This is a genomic window from Bacteroides cellulosilyticus, assembly GCF_020091405.1.
GTDB lineage: Bacteria > Bacteroidota > Bacteroidia > Bacteroidales > Bacteroidaceae > Bacteroides.
Genome location: NZ_CP081903.1, coordinates 3,461,318 through 3,483,281, shown reverse-complemented (window position 1 = coordinate 3,483,281; position 21,964 = coordinate 3,461,318). Strand labels below are relative to the sequence as shown.

Annotated in this window: 12 protein-coding genes; 6 read left to right on the top strand and 6 right to left on the bottom strand. The window is 42.2% G+C overall.

Translation table 11 applies throughout. The features are described from left to right. Positions 1-59: 59 nt before the first annotated feature. Genes K6V21_RS12575 through K6V21_RS12555 form a run of 5 tightly spaced genes read left to right on the top strand, consistent with a single transcriptional unit; the run spans position 60 to position 8,064 of the window. The gene (locus K6V21_RS12575; RefSeq protein WP_224318724.1) at positions 60-1,142 is read left to right on the top strand and encodes a glycoside hydrolase family 26 protein; all 1,083 of its coding nucleotides are present in this window, start codon (positions 60-62) and stop codon (positions 1,140-1,142) included. Positions 1,143-1,178: 36 nt separating this feature from the next. Continuing rightward, positions 1,179-2,465: an MFS transporter gene (locus K6V21_RS12570; protein WP_224318721.1), complete on the top strand. Its 1,287-nt coding sequence runs from the start codon at positions 1,179-1,181 to the stop codon at positions 2,463-2,465. A gap of 4 nt (positions 2,466-2,469) precedes the next feature. Then, positions 2,470-4,062, top strand: a complete 1,593-nt coding sequence (locus K6V21_RS12565; protein WP_224318718.1) for a glycoside hydrolase family 43 protein — start codon at positions 2,470-2,472, stop codon at positions 4,060-4,062. Positions 4,063-4,080: 18 nt separating this feature from the next. Next, a complete protein-coding gene (locus K6V21_RS12560) occupies positions 4,081-5,139 on the top strand; it encodes a glycoside hydrolase family 26 protein (protein ID WP_217715690.1) in 1,059 nt (352 codons plus the stop codon). 30 nt (positions 5,140-5,169) lie between these two features. Next, on the top strand, positions 5,170-8,064 hold the full coding sequence (locus K6V21_RS12555) for a triple tyrosine motif-containing protein (protein WP_224318716.1): 2,895 nt from the start codon (positions 5,170-5,172) through the stop codon (positions 8,062-8,064). Here the strand turns inward: K6V21_RS12555 and K6V21_RS12550 are convergent. Next, positions 8,061-8,843, bottom strand: coding sequence for an alpha/beta hydrolase (locus K6V21_RS12550; protein WP_217715692.1), 783 nt, complete (start codon positions 8,841-8,843; stop codon positions 8,061-8,063). The two genes, K6V21_RS12555 and K6V21_RS12550, sit on opposite strands and share 4 nt — an antisense overlap. A 174-nt stretch (positions 8,844-9,017) precedes the next feature. Between K6V21_RS12550 and K6V21_RS12545 the strand changes: the two genes are divergently transcribed. Next, complete coding sequence (locus K6V21_RS12545; protein ID WP_224318713.1) at positions 9,018-13,121, top strand: two-component regulator propeller domain-containing protein; 4,104 nt, start codon at positions 9,018-9,020, stop codon at positions 13,119-13,121. Between the two features lie 104 nt (positions 13,122-13,225). Here K6V21_RS12545 and K6V21_RS12540 read toward each other — a convergent pair whose 3' ends face one another. The 5 genes from K6V21_RS12540 to K6V21_RS12520 all read right to left on the bottom strand — a co-directional run bounded on the left by K6V21_RS12540 (position 13,226) and on the right by K6V21_RS12520 (position 21,649). Further along, on the bottom strand, positions 13,226-14,482 hold the full coding sequence (locus K6V21_RS12540) for a glycosyl hydrolase family 8 (RefSeq protein WP_224318711.1): 1,257 nt from the start codon (positions 14,480-14,482) through the stop codon (positions 13,226-13,228). Between the two features lie 38 nt (positions 14,483-14,520). Next, positions 14,521-17,745, bottom strand: coding sequence for a glycosyl hydrolase family 95 catalytic domain-containing protein (locus K6V21_RS12535; protein WP_224321981.1), 3,225 nt, complete (start codon positions 17,743-17,745; stop codon positions 14,521-14,523). Positions 17,746-17,780: 35 nt separating this feature from the next. Next, a complete protein-coding gene (locus tag K6V21_RS12530; RefSeq protein ID WP_224322035.1) occupies positions 17,781-18,662 on the bottom strand; it encodes an alpha/beta hydrolase in 882 nt (293 codons plus the stop codon). Between the two features lie 221 nt (positions 18,663-18,883). Further along, positions 18,884-20,854: a cellulase family glycosylhydrolase gene (locus K6V21_RS12525; protein ID WP_224321980.1), complete on the bottom strand. Its 1,971-nt coding sequence runs from the start codon at positions 20,852-20,854 to the stop codon at positions 18,884-18,886. Positions 20,855-21,181: 327 nt separating this feature from the next. Beyond that, on the bottom strand, positions 21,182-21,649 hold the full coding sequence (locus tag K6V21_RS12520; protein WP_224321979.1) for a hypothetical protein: 468 nt from the start codon (positions 21,647-21,649) through the stop codon (positions 21,182-21,184). Positions 21,650-21,964: the final 315 nt, after the last annotated feature.

Below are 21,964 nucleotides of genomic sequence, written 5' to 3'. Positions count from 1 at the left end.
CTATATAACGCATATCGGTATAGTAATGAATTTATTAAAACTATAAACTCTTATTAAGCATGAAATCAATACTAAAGTATATCATACTTCCCCTCCTTTTCACCTCCTGTATCGGATGTGAGAATAAAGAGCACGATACCCCCGCCCCGGAACCTGACGGACGGGAACTCTCCAAATACGAACCTGAAGACGGCAAATGCTTTGTCTTCATCGGTCAGGATCTGGGAGCAGTGGGCGGACTGGAACAGTACAATGAGGGCTACTGTGATCATTTCCGGACTCCGGCAGGAATAACCGTTTACCTGGGACTGGGCGGTAGCGACACCGATAAAGTATCCGGTCTTTATGATATCGACAATTGGGGTTCAGGCGATTGTTGTGCCAACTTATACCCTCAATCGGAACGTTTCAACAACTCAATGATCGCCATAGGGCTTGCCATTGTGGGAAATGAAGCGGACATAGCATCCGGCAAATATGACCGGAAGCTGGACATAATAGGTGAATGGTTCAAGAAGCTTGCTCCCCGTCCCGTCTTTCTGCGTATCGGCTATGAATTCGACGGTACAGACTGGAATCATTATGTACCCGAAACGTATATCCCCGCCTATAAACACATCAAAGATCATTTTGATGCGGCAGGCATCCGCAACGTAGCTTATGTATGGCAGTCCAAAGGAGATGGTACTCCCTTGGCTGATATGCAGAAATGGTATCCGGGGGATGAATATGTGGACTGGTGTGCCTATTCTTATTTCGGGCAGCCGGATCAGGTGATGATCGAGTTTGCCCGGATGAAAGGCAAACCGGTATTCATAGCCGAATCGACTCCTGTCTTCCAGAAGGGACAGACTTACTTCGATGCGGATATCAAAAAGCCTGAGATAGCCCGGAAGATATGGGATGAGTGGTTCACCAAATTCTTCAGTGTTATCGAAGAAAACAGCGATGTGGTTAAAGCTTTCTCCTACATCAACGTGGAATGGCTCTCGCAACCGATGTGGATAGTAAATGTAACCTTCCAGCAATGCGACTCGCGTATTCAGCAAAGCGAATATGTAAGCAACCACTGGAAAGAGAAAGTTTCGGGCAATGGCTATATACATGCCGCGGAATTGGATTGGAGTAAGCTGCCCCAATAAACAAGCTGTAATTATGTACCCTGAATAAATCAATCAATGGATAAAAGAAACAATACATATCTGTACATCACCTGCTTCATCGTCTCGATAGGTGGTCTGCTGCTGGGCATATCAGCCAATGTATCGGGAGCAAGCATGTACTTCGGCGACTTTTTCGGTCTGACGTCCGGTTCCTTTCAGGAAGGGCTGGCTGTAAGCATCACCATGCTGGCAACCTTCATCGGTAACTTCTTTGCCGGAAATGTCAGCGAAAGAATCGGACGAAAGAAATCACTCATTCTGGCAGCACTGCTCTTTTGCTTCTGCACATTGGGCAGTGCACTCAGTCAGACGTATATGTTTTTTCTGATAAGCCGCTTCATCGGTGGACTGGGTATAGGAATCTCACTGCTGGTAGTCCCCATGTACATTGCGGAACTTGCACCTTCCGATAAGCGGGGCTTTCTCGTATCGTTCAACCAACTGAACATCGGAGTAGGTTATCTGGTGGCTTACGCTTCCAATACGTTGGTGAATGGCTGGTTCGACAGTCCGGAACTGAAATGGCGCTGGATGCTCGGATTGGGTACTTTGTTCCCGATTATCTACCTTATCGGATTGACATCTGTACCGGAAAGTCCGGTATGGACCGAAAACCGGAGCCAACGGAAAGGTAAGAAAAAGACTGCCCTCTCCTATCAGGAACAAGGACGCAGACTGTTTAAACGCCCGATGCGACTAATACTGTTTATTGCTTTCAGTATAGCCTTCTTCCAAATGGCATGCGGAATCAATGCGGTATTATTCTATGCACCCAGAGTTTTCGATATGGCGGGTTTCACCCCCGACAGTTCTTTCCTGCAATCCAACCTTATCGGGATATGTATGGTGGTTATGACCCTCGCATCCATGACACTGATTGACCGGCTCGGACGAAAACCTCTGCTGATCGTCGGTTCGTGTATCATGATAGCCTCACTGCTGACTGTATCCGCCACATTTTATATGTCTGGTTCCCCCGTCATTATCCTGATCGGACTGCTCTGCATGATAGTCGGCTTCTCTATTTCATTAGGTCCGATTACCTGGATATTGCTGTCTGAGATATTCCCGTATCATGTAAAAGGATTGGGTATATCGCTTGCAGGCGTTTTCAACGGAATTATCAGTTTCACCGTCACCACCTTGTTCCCGGTTGAGATAGAACATCTGGGCGCAGGCAATACCTTTATGATTTATGCTATCATCATGGTATTCTGCCTGATTTCCGTCAGCCTGCTCTACCCCGAAACAAAGGGGCGCAACATGGAAGAACTGGAAAAAGAACTCATAAAAACAACTTAACACTATGAATATGATTACAAACCCTATTCTGACCGGATTTAATCCGGATCCGTCTATCTGCCGCGTAGGAGATGATTTCTACATAGCCACCTCCACTTTCGACTGGTTTCCGGGTGTACAGATACATCACTCCCGTGACTTGGTTCACTGGCATTTACTAACCCGGCCACTCACCCGTGTGTCTCAACTCAATATGAAAGGAAATCCTGACTCTTGCGGAGTCTGGGCGCCCAATCTGACCTACAAGGACGGAACGTTTTATCTGGTCTACACAGATGTCAAGCGCTTCGACGGCAGGTGGAAAGATACGCACAACTATCTTGTAACGACAACTAAGATAGACGGTGAATGGTCCGACCCCATCTATCTGAACAGTAGCGGATTTGATCCTTCGTTGTTCCATGACGAAGACGGGCGTGCCTGGGTTCCCAATCTGCTTGTAGATCACCGGAAGGGAAAATTCTTCGGTGGAATTGTCTTGCAGGAATATTCTTACCGGGAGCGCCGGCTTATCGGAGAAGTTTATTACATCTTCCCCGGTACTGCATTGGGAGTTACGGAAGGTCCCGTACTCTTCAAGCGCAACGGTTGGTATTATCTGATAACAGCCGAAGGCGGAACGGAATATAATCATGCCGTAACTCTGGCACGATCCCGGCAGATTACCGGCCCCTACGAAGTGCATCCTACGAATCCGGTACTGACTTCCGCTCACAATCCGGATTTGTATCTCCAAAAGGCAGGTCACGGCTCGGTAGTATCTACTCCCGATGGCAGATGGTACCTGACTCACCTTGCAGGGCGGCCATTAACTACCCGTGGCAGATGTACCCTGGGACGCGAAACATGCCTGCAGGAAGTAGTATGGCACGAAGATGACTGGCTGTATCTGAAAAGCGGAGGTAATGAACCGCAAGTACAAATTGAAGCTCCCGACTTGCCAGTCTGCCGTTGGGAGGTTTTACCGGAACGATGTGATTTTGAAGACGAGACTATGCTTATCGACTTCCAGTCACTCCGTGTGCCGATGGATGAAACCTGGGTATCACTCAGGAAACGGAGCGGGTTCCTGAGTATTAAAGGTAGGGAATCACTTTGTTCCACCCATAACCAAAGCATGATAGCCAGGCGACAACAAGACTTCAACTTTACAGCCAGCACCCGACTGGAATTTCAACCGGATACTTTCCAGCAAATGGCAGGATTGGCCTATTACTACAATACAAGGCACTTTTACTATCTCTTCATGTCGTGGGAAGAATCTCTCAACAGCTATGTGCTGAATATATTCGTTAATGATGATAATCGCTGGAGTGAGCCGTTACCGGAATATATCCGGCTGGAAAAGGAAGAAGTATGGCTGCGGGCAACCGTTCAGAGAGAAAAGTTGAGCTTCAGTTATTCCACCGACGGGGATACATGGCAGGAAATAGGGGGTACATTGGATGCTTCCATTATATCCGATGATTACGTTTGCAACAAGTTTGAATACAAAGCCGCCTTTACCGGAGCTTTCATCGGTATGTGCTGCCAGGATGTATCAGGACGGGGCAAATGGGCCTATTTTGACAGCTTTGAATACAAACCTTTATTGTAAACTCTATTAATTTGCTATATGAAAAAGCTATTTTATCTTGCTATAGTTCTTTGTGCCATAGCTTGTACAAACAAGAAGTCTTCCGTAAACTATGCCAAGTTCGAGCCGGAAGACGGCAAGTGCCTGGTTTTCATCGGTCAGGACATGGAAGCAATAGGCGGTATAGAAGGGAAAGAAGGATATGTTGACTTCTTCGGAACTCCGGCAGGTATAACCATCTATACCAACATCCGCCCAGGAGATGTATCTTACGGATATACTTACCAGGGACTTGACGGGCTTAAATCGAATGCCAATTGGGGTGCAGGCAATTGCTTTGCGGACGCACAACTTGCATCTCCCCTGCTTAAAGACTGTGACGTAGCCATCGGTCTTGAATTAGTAAACCATGAAGAAAAAGTAGCCAGCGGAGAACATGACAGTTATATCATTCGCTTGGGAGAATGGATACAAAACATTGCCCCCCAAAGAGTATTTCTGCGCATCGGCTATGAATTCGACGGGCATGCCTGGAACCACTATCAACCGGAAGCTTACATTACAGCTTTCCGCCGTATCCATACCCTATTCGATTCACTGAACATATCCAATGTAGCTTATGTTTGGCAATCCACCGGAGGCAACAGCAGTATGGATGAACTTTATCAATATTACCCCGGTGATGAATATGTAGATTGGTTTGCATACAGCCAGTTTGCCCAAGGGCGTTGCCAGGCTATGATAGACCTGGCTCGCAAACATGGCAAGCCACTCTTTATTGCGGAATCTACTCCTATGTTCCAGGAAAAGGGAGTTGTAGCTTCCGAGTTACGCCTTTCCAATCCGGAACAGGCCAATCGTGCCTGGCGTACCTGGTACAAGGAACTGTTCAATACAGTGGAGAGTAATCCGGATGTCGTGAAAGCATTTTCATACATCAATGCAGATTGGCCTTCGGAAGCAATGTGGCAAGGGGATACGGTGGTTTTCAGCAAGATAGATGCACGGTTACAGATCAATCCGGACATCACTGTGAAGTGGAAAGAGAAAATGAAAATGGAAAGATATATCCATGAACCGATAGCTCATATTGAATAAATTTATATTTTTGGAGCAAAAGAGGCTGAAATGAAATACACACTGACATTGTTATTACTCATCTTCTCCGTTCATGCAAACTCCATAAAGAACTGGTTACCTTATATCAATAACATCAGTCGTATGGAGTATGGTGGGGGCACGCAGAATTGGACAATCACCCGTGACAACAACGGCTGGATTTATGCAGCCAACAACTCAGGGTTACTACAGTTCGACGGTTACTCATGGCATCTGTTCAGCAATGGCATGATTATCCGAACGGCTTACCATGACGGCAAGGAACGTATCTATGTAGGAGCATTCAACAATTTCGGTTATTTCTCGCCGGACGAAAAGGGAGCTATGCACTATCATTCCTTATCCGACAGTCTGGAAGATAAATATCGCAATTTCAGTGATGTATGGGATATCTATTGCATAGATCATAGCATCTACTTTGTATCCTACAACCATATATTCAAACTTACGAACGATGAAATTACTGTTATCCAAAGTAAGGAACGTATGCTCTGCTCCGCCAATATAAACGGAAATTTATATGTGTTCAAGGAAAACGCGGGGGTATTTCTGCAAACCGGACAGTTATTTATACCGTTGGCAAGTACGGAAAAGATCAGTAACTATCATATCAGCGAAATACTCCCCTATCAGGATCAAAAGCTATTACTGATAACTGAATATCATGGCATTTATATCTATGACAATTCAACAACTGTTCCGCTCATCACTCAAAATGATCCGTTACTCAAATCCAGCCAGCTGTATTGCGCAGAAATAAAGGATGACAAGATTTATATCGGGACGATTAAGAGCGGACTGATCATTACAGATATTCCTACGGGAGAGATTGAGCAATATGATATTCGGTCGGGCCTGCAAAATAATTCCGTACTGAGTCTGAACGTGACCGAAGGAGATAATATATGGTTGGGGCTTGATAACGGAATCAGCTATCTGGAAACCAACAGTCCATTATCAAACCTCTATACCGGAAACCAGAATTACGGAGTAGGCTACGCGTCAATCATTCATAATGGATACATCTATTTCGGAACGAACCAGGGATTATATTATAGCCTCTGGCCTATCAAAGACATCCGCCACCTGGCTCTCCGTCCCGTAAAGAATGCCGATGGACAAGTCTGGAATCTGACCGCCATTGGAAAAACTTTGTTCTGCGGTCACAATAATGGAGCCTTTATGATTGAGGAAGGAACGGCCATCCCCCTGATAGGTGAAAATGGCTTTTGGAACTTTACGCCGGTCGGAGGAAATAAATCCAAAGTGCTGGCAGGCAGCTACACCGGATTGGTTTTACTAGAAAATAAAGGCACAGAGTCTGCACCTCGCTGGATATCCACACGGAAAATAAAAGGTTTTAATCTCTCTGTACGGTATGTAGAATATGATGAATCTGATGATATCTGGTGGATATTTCATGGGACAGGTCTGAGTGCGGTCAAATTAGATTCGGAATATAGTAAAGTAATATCCTGCCAGAATTATCCGAATCAGAATAACTCTTACCAGACCAATCTGTTTAAAGACAAAGGCCGTGTTTACTTCACAACAGATTCCGGTATCTATCGTTATAACTCCATCAGGCAGGAATTCGAATTATCCGAAGAATGGAATCAGCGTATAGGTAACAGAGATTATTTTCGTGTAGTCAGCAATGAAGAAAACAGTTGTGTATGGTATATGCAGTCCGGTAAACTGAAAATCAATTATATTACTCCGTATGGTTATATAACAGATTCTGTCAGTACCACCCGTTTGCAAAACAATCTGATGGGTACCTTCGAAAGTATCAACAGAGTGGACTCGGCTACTTGTATTATCAGCACTCTGGATGGTTTCAGCCTTTATCGTATCACCACAGATTCATTGTCATCCCTCTCCAACAGTTACAAATTTCTGATTAAAAAAGTAATAATCTCTTCCAGTAATGAAGAAATAGATTCTTATTTCTACAACGGCTTTCCAACTGACAAACAGCATCAGACTATCTTAAGAAAATATCGGCCGGATGCTTCATATCGGTTTGAAATGAATCCGAATACTAATTCTTATGATAAAATCACTTATTCCGTCCAGCTAAAAGGGCTGGATGAACAAATGCTGGCATTGAATGCTTCAGGCATAAAAGAATATACTGGACTGAAAGAAGGAAATTATACCTTCCTTATACGTGCCTACAATCATCATACCCACCAGACGGAAGTAGAAGAAATTCATCTCAGAATTCTTCCACCTTGGTATAGAAGTATTTATGCTTACATCTTGTACGTACTTCTCATTGTTGCACTCGGATATGGAATCTATAAACTATTGAACCAGAGATTCAACAAACAACACCAAAAACGTCTGGATGAACTGAAGGAAGAAAGCCTTAAACGGGAATTCAAACTAAAAGAGGAAGCTCTTGCCCAGGAAAAGAGGATAGTTGAACTAGAAAATAACAAGCTTCAACAAGAGTTATTATTAAAGAGCCAGGAACTCTCAAATTCCATGTTCTATGTAATCCAGAAGCAGGAAATTTTTACTTTCATGCAAGACGAACTCCAAAAAATTTCTGCCTATCTGCGTAAAGAACAGACCAAAGACGCCTTGCGTAAATTGAACAGACTTCTGGAGAAAGTACATGCCAATATCGAGGACGAAGATAACTGGCAGAAGTTGGAAAATAACTTCAATATCGTACACAATAACTTTCTCAGCCGCCTGAAAGAGCGTTATCCCGATCTCACATCCAGCGAATTAAAATTGGCCGCATATATCCGTATGGATTTAATCACCAAAGAAGTTGCACCACTATTCAACCTATCGGAACGGGGTATGGAATCAGCACGATACAGACTTAGAAAGAAATTAGGTTTGTCACGGGAAGAGAGCCTGTCGAGGTTTTTGCAAAACTTCTAACAGGATTGTAGAAAGTGGCTAAAAGTATAATGAAGCAAATCCCAGTCCACATTTCCATAAAAAAAATGCGTTGACTCTTTTAAGTGAACAAGTTGTAAGTACTTCTCCGGAATTGTTCTCTCGAAGCACTTCACGCTGGAAGCACTTACCAATTCATCCTCATCTGCATGAAAGACCAATGTAGGAATAGAGACCTGAGGTAGTACCTCTCTTGTTTTCTTCATCAAACAAAACAAGTCAATCATTCTCGGTGCCCAACTCAAATAAGTAAGTATGGAACAAGGAGCTACACTACTCGCCTCCAATAGAGCATGAGCAGGATCACTTTCCGGAATTTCTTTGCAGAAGCCTACTTTCAGATTATTTCTGAGGGCTCTGCCCTTAACTCTCACATATAAAGGAGTATCTATAGCTACTATACCTATTATCTGCTCCGGACTTTCCGTATAAGTAAGAAATGACAAAAGACTCCCCATAGAATGCCCAACCAAAATAATCGAATTATAGTTTTTCTTATAATGGGCGATTTCTGCATTGACATGTTCCAACCACTGCTGTCTGCTACTGCGTGCAAACTCCTCTCCTGTTCCGCCATGTCCCGGTAGTAGCAAAGAAGCAGCAGCAAACCCCAGTTCGAAGCTTCGTTTCACTAATTCCGAAAACTGATCCGGTCCTTCCACTATACCATGTATGAAAACAACAATAGTACTCGCACCTTCCCGTGGATAATAACATGGTTGTTGTCTCTCCATCTGTTCGTTAACTTCTCTCTTATTCATCTTCCAATTCATTACTTTCAATTGACATGGTATCTACCATTTACACAGAATTCAAAATTAATAAAAACATAAAAGCCCCGCAAACTCTGAATAAGAAATTCGGCATATAAGTTCATGTTTTAAAAGGAAATATAGTGGATATTAAGTATATTTGCAAACGCTAATTTAATAACTATGAAGATTGTATTTATTTTATGCCTATTAGGTTTATGCTTATCCACCACATCTCACGGACAGGAAGGGAAGATGTTCACGGTCGACAAAGACTTATCAAGCAGTATGCTCAATAAAATATATCAAGATCGTGACGGAATAATATGGATTGCAACAGAAGACGGCTTGAATCGATATGATGGTGCTAAATTCACCGTTTACAAAAATGAAAAAGATAACCCCCACTCTCTACTTAACGACTACGTACGTACACTTTATGAAGACAGTCAAGGACGCTTTTTCATAGGTTCCCTGAACGGATTACAAATATATGACCGGGCAACAGATAGCTTTACCACCATTCCGATGTACCTTTCCAGCGGAGCTCCGATAGCCCCCAATATAGCAACAATACTTGAACGCAATAATGGAGAAATACTAATAGGTACCTCGGGACATAGCATGTTTCTGCTGGAGACAAAGGGAGACAGCATAAATGCCAGGCAAATAAGCCAATTTATCCCTAGCAATTTAATCACATCTGCATATAAAGATAAAAAAGGGAATTTATGGATATCAACAGGTGATAATGGTATCTTTCGTTTTGATGAAAATAACCAATCCAAACACTATTCAGGCGAAAAAGATATAGCGAAGAATACAGTTTCAAGTATGTGTGAAGACCACCAAGGCAATCTTTATATGAGTAGTTTAAAGAAAGGGCTATTTATATATGATGACAAAGCAGATACATTTATTCCTATCACATATACTCCTAATCCAAATTTGCCTATCAAAATTCTATATCCCGGAGATCAGAATGAGATATTTATCGGTACAGACGGTTCAGGAATAAAAATATATGATACTCAGGAACAAAAGATAAAGGAAGCCAATTTTAACATCACCACATTTAACCTGAAAAAAGCCAAAGTACACTCTATTCTGAAAGACAAAATAGGAAATACTTGGTTAGGCTTTTTCCAGAAAGGGGTTATGATTATACCTGCCACTATCAACAAATTCAAGTACATGGGGTATAAATCTTCCGTACATAATGTGATCGGTTCGAACTGCGTCATGTCAGTATACAAGGATCATACCGAAACTCTCTGGGTAGGTACCGACAATGATGGGATCTATGCAATTGCCCCGGACAACACGTTGAAAGCGCACTTTGCTCCTACAGATGACCCACATTCTGTTCCCGCAACCATCATGAGTATCTTTGAAGACTCCAACTACAATCTGTGGATAGGCTCTTACCTTCACGGCATGGCTCGACTGGACCCCAAGACCGGTCGTTGCGAATACCTGAAGCTATCGGAACAACCGTCCAACCTGACAGAAAACATATATTGCTTTGCAGAAGATAATAACAAGACATTGTGGATAGGAACTATGGGAGGCGGCCTATTTTACATGGATATAAATACCAGGAAAGTAGGTCAATGCTCGATACTCGACAACAACAACACTAACTGGAATAAAATAAACATGCTACATAATTCATGGATAAACAGTCTCTTATACACTGATGAAGGCAAACTGTACATAGGAACTTATGACGGCTTAGGATGCCTGGACATAAAAAACATGGATTTCATTTCCCCTCTGAAAAACAGAAGAATATTATATGAAGATGTAATTTATGCCCTTCACGAGGGTAGTGATGGAATCATCTGGATAGGAACGTCTAAAGGATTAAAACGACTCAATCCCCAAAGTCTTGATATCCAAGAATACACAATAGTGGACGGTTTGCCGAGCAATTATATATGCGCAATCAAAGAAGATATGGATGGCTATCTTTGGATCAGTACAAATTATGGAATCAGTCGGTTCAATCCTAAAAATCAGGGCTTCATTAATTTCTATGCAAGTGACGGATTACAAGGTAATGAATTCAGCAAAGGAGCCGGCTTTGCATGTCAGCAAGGTGAACTGATTTTTGGAGGTACCAACGGTATCACTTATTTTAATCCGGCAGAAATAACCAATTCGAATAAAAAGCCCGAGATTCGGATTACGGATTTCTATATCCATGATAAAATGGTAAAGAAAGGGATGAAATCAGGAAGTAAAGACATTGTCACTACTGCAGTGATGGATGCCAATCACTTCCAGCTTTCCCACAAGGACAACTCTTTCAGTATTGAATTTTCAGCCATGGAGTTTTTCAGCCCAGAGCGAATCACCTATATATACCGCATCAACAACAGCAACTGGATTAGTTTACAACAAGGCATCAACCGAGTTTCATTCAGTAATCTAAACCCTGGCGACTACACATTCCAAGTGAAAGCAAAAGATAATGGCTCCTATTCTGATATTAAAGAAATACTTATCACTATTTATCCCGCATGGTATGCATCCGGATGGGCAAAGCTAATGTATGGAATATTACTGATAGTCATCATCTATATCATCATCATCCAGGTGCGTCATCGTTACCGTGCCCGTCAGGAAATATTGGAACATATTCACGCAGAACAAATCAATGAAGCCAAATTGCAGTTTTTCATCAATATATCCCATGAGATACGTACTCCGATGTCTCTTATCATAAGCCCATTACAGAAGCTTATCGCTACTGATAAAGATGGAGAACGACAGAAAAACTATCACACTATTTATCGGAATGCTGAACGTATTCTGCGCCTGGTCAACCAGCTGATGGATATTCGCAAAATAGACAAAGGACAAATGTCACTGAAATTTCAGGAGGTAGACATCGTAGGCTTCATCCGAGATCTATACTATACCTTCGAATATCAAGCAAATGCCAAACATATCACTCTTAGTTTTCAAACAGAGATGGAAAGCTTACAGGCATGGATAGATCCTAAGAATTTTGATAAAGTTATCCTGAACATAATCTCTAATGCGTTCAAATTTACACCGGAAAACGGAAAAATCAATATTTATCTCCGCACAGGTAACGACATAAATGCTCCCTGCTCTTTACAACATTATTTTGAAATAATAGTGGAAGATAGCGGCATCGGAATTGATCCTGCAGAGATAGGAAGAATTTTTGAGCGTTTCTATCAAATCCGTAACAGCCACAATAACTCTAATGTAGGTACGGGTATCGGATTGCATCTAAGCCGTTCATTAATAGAATTACACCATGGTACAATAGAAGCAGAAAATAATGAAGGGAAACCGGGTTCCCGCTTCATTATACGATTGCCCTTAGGTAAGGAACATCTGAGCGCTGAAGAAATAGATAATAACCCGGCTGATAACCATTCTCCCGTACATATCACAACTGTTCTCCCAACTTCTCCTGTTGATGAAGAAGACGAAAAAGTACGTTCCAAAACAAAGAGTCGTGTTCTGGTAGTAGAAGATGATGAAGAAATACGAAAGTACATCTGTCGCGAATTGGCAAGTGATTTCCATATGAGCGAGTGTACTAATGGAAAAGAAGCTCTTGCAATTATTCTAAAAAAAGAACCGGATCTGATTATCAGTGATATCATGATGCCTGAAATGGATGGACTGACACTTTGCAAAAAAATCAAACAGAATGTAACCATTAACCATATACCAATTATCCTCTTGACAGCCAAATCAAGAGAAGAAGATAATCTGGAAGGTTTAAACATGGGAGCAGATGCATACATAGTAAAACCATTCAGTATCGAAATATTGAGAAAAACGGCAATCAATCTTATTAAGAGTAGGGAAATACTGCGTAACAGTTTCAGTGGCAGCCAGATGCAAGAACAGAAGTTGAAGAAACTAAAAGTCCAATCACCTGACGATAGACTGCTTGATAAAGTGATGAAAGTTATTAATGATAATCTCGGTAATCCCGACTTGAATGTTGAAATGATAGCAACTGAAGTAGGTATCAGTCGCGTACATTTGCACCGTAAGCTAAAAGAGTTGACCAACCAGTCAACCCGCGACTTAATACGCAATGTCCGCCTGAAACAAGCAGCATCACTATTGGCAAACCAGTATCATAACATTACTGAAGTCGCTACCCTTACAGGTTTTACTAATATAGCATATTTTTCTACTGCTTTTAAAGAATTATACGGAGTACCACCCACCACCTATATGGAAGAACAGCAAAAGTCTTCTTCTGACGAAATTGAGCAACAGAACTAAACAGAACAAAAAGAAAGCCAACTAATTCACATAACTAATTAGCTGGCTTTCTTTATTATATCAATATAAACACTTATACTACTTTACGTGTTCTATCCATCAAGCTACTTGATAATCCGGAAGTTTCCACTGACATGCAGCATAGACATCATATATACCATACCGCTGTAATAACGAAATTTACCTGTGGGTAATGGTTCATCCCATAGTCTCTGTATGTATTCTTTCGCCAGGTTCTTGTCATTCGATGTAAAAGCTCCGACAGCATTTGCACCAATCATACCTGTTGAATAATTACCGGCAGGTGCTGAACCATCCACATTGAAATATTCGTGCGTAAAATTATCTTGCTTGAAAAAGTTAAGCAATCGACTCATCATCTTTGTCTGGTTAGCAGCATCTTTTCCAAACCAATAATAATCCATACCGACATTCATGGCACAGCGGAGAGCATCAAACTGATATCTTCTTGTATCATACCCCCAATTCTTAGGTTTCCAAGGAGTACCATCAAATGCAGAATAATCAGGGAATAGCCCCGTCTTTTTATGTGATGCATCAGTCAGTAAGCGACGGGCTGCATCAGGTGTTTGCTTCCAGAATTCCTTATTAGTGTCAGACCACAAAGCCCAAAGTTCAAAGAAAGCAGGCAGATTATAAGAAGGATCCGTATAGTTATAATAGACCTTTTCCGGTACAAATGTAACGAGTCTACTCTCAGTATTAAACAGGTTATAAACGCCTTGGGAACCATCTTTAGACATAACATCTTTCAATATTTTCTGGGCCTCCTTATTATAATCATATGCCCCGTCATCCCCCCAACGGTGAGAAGCGAAGAACAAGGAAGTGATAAAGTAAATTTCGCCATCAGAAGCGCAACTCGGCTCCTTACCTATCTTAACACCATGAGGTGTACAGTGCCAGGCATAATATCCCGACCATTTGCCCGAAGTATACAGCATATATTTCTTGGCCCACCGCCATAACTTATCGAATTCAGCCTGCTTATCCAACTGTACACATATCATCATTCCATAGGACATTCCTTCTGTACGTACATCCTGATTCCCGGTATCATAAATATAGGCAGTATTGTCATCACTCTCATAGTAAACTTTTGTTTTTTCATTCACAAAGAAGTGATTCCAGATTTGCTCCATTTTCCGGTCGGTTTGTTGTTGAGAAATACCTAAATACTCATTAAACAAATTCCGATATTTATCAGTATAATAAGCTCCTGCAGGGACCGGGTCCCCACTATTATTTTCCTGAATAGGATGAGCCTGAACTCCAAGTGAACAAAAGCCGGAAAGTATCAGGCTAACACTAACCGCAAATAAAGTTGTAAGTTTTATCATTTCAAGGTTTTGTCACAATTAATAGACTACTAATATCATTACATGCTACGCTCCAGCAAATAGTCTTCTCCCGGCTGAGTAACAATATCATATTCATAAGTACGATAGAGAATCGGAGATTGAGGATTTATCTGTTTTGAAACGATTGGTTCTTTTATAACTGCCGGTGCATACAGAGGATTCGGACAAGCACCGTCTGCCACTTGCACCCCTTTTCCTTTTAAAGGAACATAAGAACGGATGCGCAGTACCCCGCCCAAACGAGAATGTACCTTCGCCTTATTCAGTTGAACGCCATCCCATTCCATATCCACCACAAAACCGCCACGGGCAACAAGTCCTTTCACACTTCCTTTCTTCCATGCTTCGGGCAATGCGGGCAACAATTGTACCGCCCCGTCATGGCTTTGCAACAACATCTCTGCCACTCCTGCCGTATAACCGAAGTTACCATCAATCTGGAAAGGCGGATGGGCATCAAACAAATTAGGATAAGTACGCCCTTCAGGATATTCTTTCTGAACTTTATCATTAGGCAAAAGATGAAGCATATTCTGTATGATCTTATAAGCGTGATTGCCATCCAGCATACGTGCCCAGAAATTAATCTTCCAACCGATACTCCAACCGGTAGCCATGTCACCACGCTGTATCAAAGTATTGCGGGCAGCCTGGAATAACTCAGGATTTGTAGTCGGAGAAATCTGATTACCGGGATATAAACCATATAAGTGCGAAATATGCCGATGGTCATCCAACGGATTATCAGCATCAATCAGCCACTCTTGCAATTGGTTATGTTTGCCAATCTGCATGGGTGGCAACTTGCCCAACATATTCTGCAAAGAATCTTCATACTGTTTATCACCACCCAGAATACGACTTGCCTGAAGTGTGCTGTAAAGAGCATCAAAAGCAATCTGATTATCCATTGTACAACCTGCCGTAATCGTTGTTTGTGAACCCCGATAACCATGTTCCGGAGACATGGAAGGTACCGTAACCATCCACTTATACTTCGGATGTTCCACCAAATGACTTAAATAAAAATCAGCAGTTCCTTTTAATATCGGATAATACTTCTTTAAAAACTCTTTATCACCGGTAAACAAATAGTGTTGCCACAGATGTTGTGCCACCCAGGCACCTCCATTAGGCCACATGCCGAAGCTTGCAGCATCCACCGGTCCGCAGGCACGCCATATATCCGTATTATGATGTGCCACCCAACCTTTAGCATCATAAAGAACTTTAGCTGTCTCGCTGCCTGCGACCGCAAGATCAGCCACCATGTCAAAGAAAGGTTCATGCGTCTCACTCAGGTTGGTTACCTCAGCAGGCCAATAATTCATCTCCGCATTGATATTAATCGTATATTTACTATCCCAGGGAGCATATGGACTGTGATTCCAGATCCCCTGAAGATTAGCAGGCTGACCACCGGGTTGCGAAGAAGAAATCAACAAATAACGACCATATTGGAACATCAAAGCCGCCATCGCCATATCATTTCCTTCTATAAAACGCTGTACACGGACAGGTGTCTCCAAAGCAGAAACTTTAGTACTTTCCAAAGTCAGGGCCACACGGTCATATTGTTTACGGTAAGAGGCGATATGACTCTTCAAAGCCTGTTCATAAGGAACACGGATGGCTTTCTGTAAATAAGTAGCCGCACGCTTTGATTCATTAGCACTAACATCATGGTAATTCACAAAATTGGTAGCTGCCGATATGTACAAAGTAGCCTCGGTAGCCCCATTTACAGCAAGTGCACTCTCTTCCTTACTCACTTTACCATCAGTTTTTACCTGCACCTGGCATTCGGCACGCATAGCAGCAGGGATTCCTTCATGTTCAGCTCCCTGACAGGAGATAATCAGTTTGCCACCCTTTACTTGTACATTTGATTTCAGCGGACTGTTGTATGATATGGCGAAATCCAAAGCCTTTGCCTTATCCGCCTGAATACGGACAATAATCACATCATCACTCAAAGAGGCAAACGCCGTACGGACAAACTTCACTCCATCCACTTCATAACGGGTGGTAGCAGTAGCATTCTCCAAATTCAGGTCCCGGTAATATTCAGAAGGATTCTCATGTCCGGGGAAATTCAGGAAAAGACTCCCCATCGTCAAGTAGCGCATGCCATGCTGAGGCGTCATATAATTCTCATCAATAAGTTTCTGTGCCTCCAGAGTTTTGCCTTCAAAAATAAGACGGCGTATTTCAGGTAATACCTGCAATCCTTTGGGATTATTATTATTGTAAGGTCCGCCGGCCCAGAAAGTCTCTTCATTGAGTTGCAGTTCTTCACGGGCAGTTCCGCCAAATACCATAGCTCCCAAACGGGAATTACCCAGTGGCAGAGCTTCCAGCCAGTCTTGTGCCGGACGACCATACCACAACTTCATATTCTGGGCAGATGTCCAATCTCCATATCCCAAAATAGAAAGCATCTTAGCAGCATAGCGTGCTCCCAACATCCGGTATCCTTCGGCTGTAAAATGAAGATTATCGAATGCAGCCGGACAACCGGCAGAGGATATGACGTGTGCAGTAGGAATTACCTGTGGCAAACTATCAATGATTGTATTCATGCTGGCACAGACTCCATTCTGATCCGCATGTACCACCTCACCCGCCAGTAAAGGCACATTAGCAGCAGATAATCCCAAATCTTTCAAAAGATTATCATACACTCCCTTTACTTTTGAAGGCCAGTCTTTATCATTTGTATTCGACTCTCCTTGGTGCAGTAGAATACCTTTAATTACCCCATCCTTTTGAGCAAGCTTTGCCATCTCAACCAAACGTGCATAAGGATTGCCACCATATTCTTTTACCATATTCTTCAGCCAGTCCGGAGAAGTTTCTACGTACGACTGATAGTTATCCTTGTCAAACAGTTCTATCCTGCAACCACCTACGGCAACATTGATAATCCCTACCCGCACATTGGATGGCAGGTTAGCCACCATAGCCCGTCCAAAATAATCTCCCGGAGTCAGGCCCGTATAGCAACGTGCTAAAGGAGGAACCGCCTTATACCAATTCCCTTTAGTCCTTCCCAAATTAGGACAATCGACAGCCGCTAATACCTGAAAACGGCTGTCAACTGACACTGTGTCCTGTTCTTCTACCTTTGCATTTCCCTCCATGTTCGATTGTCCCAAACACAGATAGACATGAAAATTCGCATCTTGTGCAAATGTCGTCATGCCTAAAAGAAGTAAGCATGTAAATACAAATGTTCTCATAATCTGTCTATTATTTATTATTTCTATATACATATTCATTCTTTACCAAATATCCGGGTTACGAAAGGTAAACACTGATAAAGAGCCGAGTGCCAATATTCCCAATCATGCCCTCCATCACGCACCCTGAACTGGCAGGGTATGCCAGTGTTACGCATAGCTTGATAAAACTCTATATTACGATCAAGCAGGAAATCATCATCCCCACAATCTACAAACCAGGCAACACTACGTAAATCAGCCTTACGGTTCTCGTCAGCCTCCATCACATATTTCACACAGCTATTTTCAATAACACTACGGGTAAGTATCGCTATCTTCGAATTCGGATCATCAGCAGGCACTGCTCCCTGCTCAGGAATAGACATCAGGGCACTCATCGCATAGACTGCACAGAACATATCACTATGGCGCTGACCATAATTAGTAGCTCCGCCACCTCCCATTGACAAACCGGCAATGGCACGATGTTGCTTATCACCTATCACCCGGAATTTCTTCTCTATATAGGGCAAGAATTCCGTATAAAAGAAAGTCTCATATTTCCAACCCGGCATATCAAAATATCCGTTCCACTCCATATGGATATTTCCACCGGCATTCGGAGTAACAATAATCATCTCACACGCTTCTCCACTGGCTACAAGCCGATCCATGACATCTTTCACATGACCACGTTCAGTCCAAACCGGATTTGTCTCCCACATTCCATGCAAAAGATAGAGAACAGGATATTTTTTCTCTTTATTCTGTTCAAAGCTTTTGGGTAGAAAAACAGTATAAGCACGCTTTGAATTCAATACTTTACTAAAAAGAGTATCCGTAACTACTTTACTCTGAATATTCCAAGGTGCATTTTGTGCATAACCGGACAGTGTATACATCATTGCAGCCAACCATACAATTATCTTCTTCATCATATCTTTTATTTAAAGTTTATCAGACCATTCATATATATCTGCAAAAATAAGGCATGAATCCGATCACTGATTTGCAATTTTAGACATTTGAATATCAATATTAGATAAATATTACAGATTTGTATTCCTGCACACTCTTCACAGAGGATGCAGGAAAGATATTATAAAATGCACAAATTATATCAAACTCTCGGAAAGATGAGAGTTGATATGTCTTTTTAATTTGCTAAGGAGACATTAGCTATCACAATAGGTTTTCCACCTGTTGACCAAAAACCTGCAATGTAAAGATGCGAAGGATCAATCTTTCCTCCGTTCTTATCTTTCATATTGTTCAACTCCACTACAATCTTACGCGAAGATCCGAAATCATACGCAGCAGGCTCACTCCAATAATTGTTTTTATCAAACAGACGGAACGAAACACCACTCTCATTATCGTTACCCAGCTCTACGGTCACAGTCTTATATCCTGACAAATCAAGTCCACTGTCATATTGCCATCCTCCGAAACCATACTGCCCCGTCACCAGTGTGCGGGTGTTCTCGTCGAACGTGCCTTTCTCCCATATAGAAGGATTGAAGACATCTGCTGTCAGTGAGAAAGGAGAAATTACCGTAACCGGCAATGCCAGTTGCTTACTGACTCCGGTAGCCGATTGATATGTAACGGTTACCGTAGCTTCACCGGGTGCCACAGCTACCAATTTGGCCGTCTGTTCTACTTTCAGCACGTTTGTATCTGAACTGTTGACAGTCGCTTCCGCAGTCACCATCCGTACCGTTCCATCAGAATAAACAGCCTTCACTTTGAGATAATTCGTACCACCCATTTGCAGACGAAGTTCTCCCTCTTGTCCCATCAACTCCAGTTTTTCCAGTTCCCCATTCACTACTATCCCTTCAGCATATTCCTTGAACCAATGGTACATCGCCCACGGACAGGCCTCGGGATCATTGAGGAAAGTGTAATTGCCCGGTTCACCCGGCACATCTTTAAACGCTGCCAGTTCATGTGACCTCGTTGTAAAGAACAACCAGGAAACATTACCTGAATTATCGGCTATATATTTGAAGTTGGCACCAAAACCTTCACCACCTGCCGTTCCTGTAATACTTTTACCCCAAGTGGCATCATATTTCTTCGGAGCCCAGTCTATTTCAGTCACCATGATAGGAGCGAAAGCCGCCACAGGACCTACTTGCGCATCCCAACCCCGCTGAAAAGCGTCATAACCTCCTCCTGTGGAAGAGCCGATTCCTTCACCGCTGTCTTCCTCGGCATCGCTACCATACCAACCGGGATAGCAGTGAACGGCAAAGCCTATGTTCTCCCCTTCGATACGGTGAATGGCATATCCGGCGTAAGATGACTGATAAGACAATCCCGGCACCCAAACAATGTTGCGACAGTTGGCACGTATTTTGTCTACTATAGCCTGAAAGTAGAGTTGGAGATTCTTGAAATGACCGTCACCGCTACTGCCGTATGTTCCGTCAGTACCTTTTATTCTGACAGGTTCATTGGCAAGCTCGAACATAACATCCGTATTATTTTTCAGTTTAGGATGTTGCGAAACAATATCCCACACTTTGAGCAAAAACTGCTGATAAGAGTCTCCTATTTCTATACCTTGATAGGGAGCATCAGCCGGACAGACTCCGGGCGGACGCATCACCACATACATTCCTTTGGAAATAAAGTATTCTGCCATCGGCACAAACAACTCTTCAAGATACTTCCGAAAACGGGTTTCAGAGAACCGTTCATGTCCTTCATATCTCACGGACTGCATGGAGGGGTCATCACTCCAATACGGATCGAGGTGCATCCGCACGAAATTGAACTTCCATCCGGCAGCCACAATTCCGTCTACCATACTCTTATTATACCTGAAGCATGCCTGCACGTCATAGTTACCCCAGGCATTGTTATTGAAGAAAGGGCTGTAAGTCTGCGTAAAACCATGCAGATTGACTATCTCTCCCTTTTCATTTTTAAGGTAACGCCCTTCTACACGTAATACCGGCAACTTGGCTTCGACGGGAATCCCAGGTTCCGGGTCCGGATTCGGTTCGACAGGCTGTTCCGGTTCCTGCTTTTCCGGCTGCTCAGGAATAGTCTCGTCCGAGCAAGCCGCTAAAGACATCCCTAAGAGCAGTGTCAATAAATAAATTATTTTTCTCATATTGTTCTTCATTGTTTTAAGGACTTGAAAATTGTAAGCTAAAGCAAGAGAGTGAATGGCAATCTACATTCTTTACGAATAATGCAAACGAAGGATACAATCGTATATCGAACCTAATTCAGTCGTATACTGAATGCCATTCACTCGTATACTGAATAGGGTTCAGTCGTATACTGAATGTAGCATATCCTATAAGCATTGATATTCAAGATATTACGAAGCCGCCTCATGCCTTTAATAAATTACAACAAATATTCCAAATTACACCATTATCTGCTGACGTTACATATTAAATGGAAAGCCCCAACAGACCTGTTTATTATAATATCACCAATAGCGAACAAAACTATAGTTATAAATATCATCTCCTGTAATAATTCCCTCATATAGTTTATAGCCTTTTATATCACCATGATAATAAACTAACGGAGAGCCATTATAATCCATTTCGTAAGTTCCTTTCGTTTCTCCTTTCGGAATAGTGATTGATGCATTGCCGTCATACTTTCCCCCATCATTGTATGCTTCGTACGGAATTCTACAGTTGATCTCTTTTTCTACGGGATAAGTTGTAGTAGCAGTAAACAATGGATGATTGGAGTAAAGTTCTTTCACTGAAACGATTATATAATTATTAATTCCGTTTTGAGTAATCCCAATATTTAATGTTTTATTAGATTCCGGTTGTTTTAGTATAATACTTCCTACTCTCTTCTCTACAGAAGTATTTGCATCTACTGAAATAAATACTTCATATATTTTATAATAAGGATTCAAAAAATCAATTCTATTCACCCATGTAGGTTTACTCACCACCTCAGGAACTATATCTGCCGCAGTAGCACCTACTTGTCTATAAGAAACAATAGTTTGCCTAATAGAATTTTTTTGTACGGTAATGTCACAATCGGTTGCAATTGACTAAAATACCCTTCAAAATAATATACGCTATCCGAATTCGTAGTTCGTGTAACAGTCATATCTTCTGCCCTATTAGTATCAAAAGGTATTTCACTACTACAACTACACCAAATGACCAAACTCAAAATAAATAATATGTTTTTCATTGTTATTCGATTTTTATTACAACAATAAAGGCAGCGGTTTCAC

Coding starts and splice junctions, on each gene's coding strand:
- K6V21_RS12575 (WP_224318724.1), top strand. CDS start 60: ATGAAATCAATACTAAAGTATATCATACTTCCCCTCCTTTTCACCTCC.
- K6V21_RS12570 (WP_224318721.1), top strand. CDS start 1,179: ATGGATAAAAGAAACAATACATATCTGTACATCACCTGCTTCATCGTC.
- K6V21_RS12565 (WP_224318718.1), top strand. CDS start 2,470: ATGAATATGATTACAAACCCTATTCTGACCGGATTTAATCCGGATCCG.
- K6V21_RS12560 (WP_217715690.1), top strand. CDS start 4,081: ATGAAAAAGCTATTTTATCTTGCTATAGTTCTTTGTGCCATAGCTTGT.
- K6V21_RS12555 (WP_224318716.1), top strand. CDS start 5,170: ATGAAATACACACTGACATTGTTATTACTCATCTTCTCCGTTCATGCA.
- K6V21_RS12550 (WP_217715692.1), bottom strand. CDS start 8,843: ATGAATAAGAGAGAAGTTAACGAACAGATGGAGAGACAACAACCATGT.
- K6V21_RS12545 (WP_224318713.1), top strand. CDS start 9,018: ATGAAGATTGTATTTATTTTATGCCTATTAGGTTTATGCTTATCCACC.
- K6V21_RS12540 (WP_224318711.1), bottom strand. CDS start 14,482: ATGATAAAACTTACAACTTTATTTGCGGTTAGTGTTAGCCTGATACTT.
- K6V21_RS12535 (WP_224321981.1), bottom strand. CDS start 17,745: ATGAGAACATTTGTATTTACATGCTTACTTCTTTTAGGCATGACGACA.
- K6V21_RS12530 (WP_224322035.1), bottom strand. CDS start 18,662: ATGAAGAAGATAATTGTATGGTTGGCTGCAATGATGTATACACTGTCC.
- K6V21_RS12525 (WP_224321980.1), bottom strand. CDS start 20,854: ATGAGAAAAATAATTTATTTATTGACACTGCTCTTAGGGATGTCTTTA.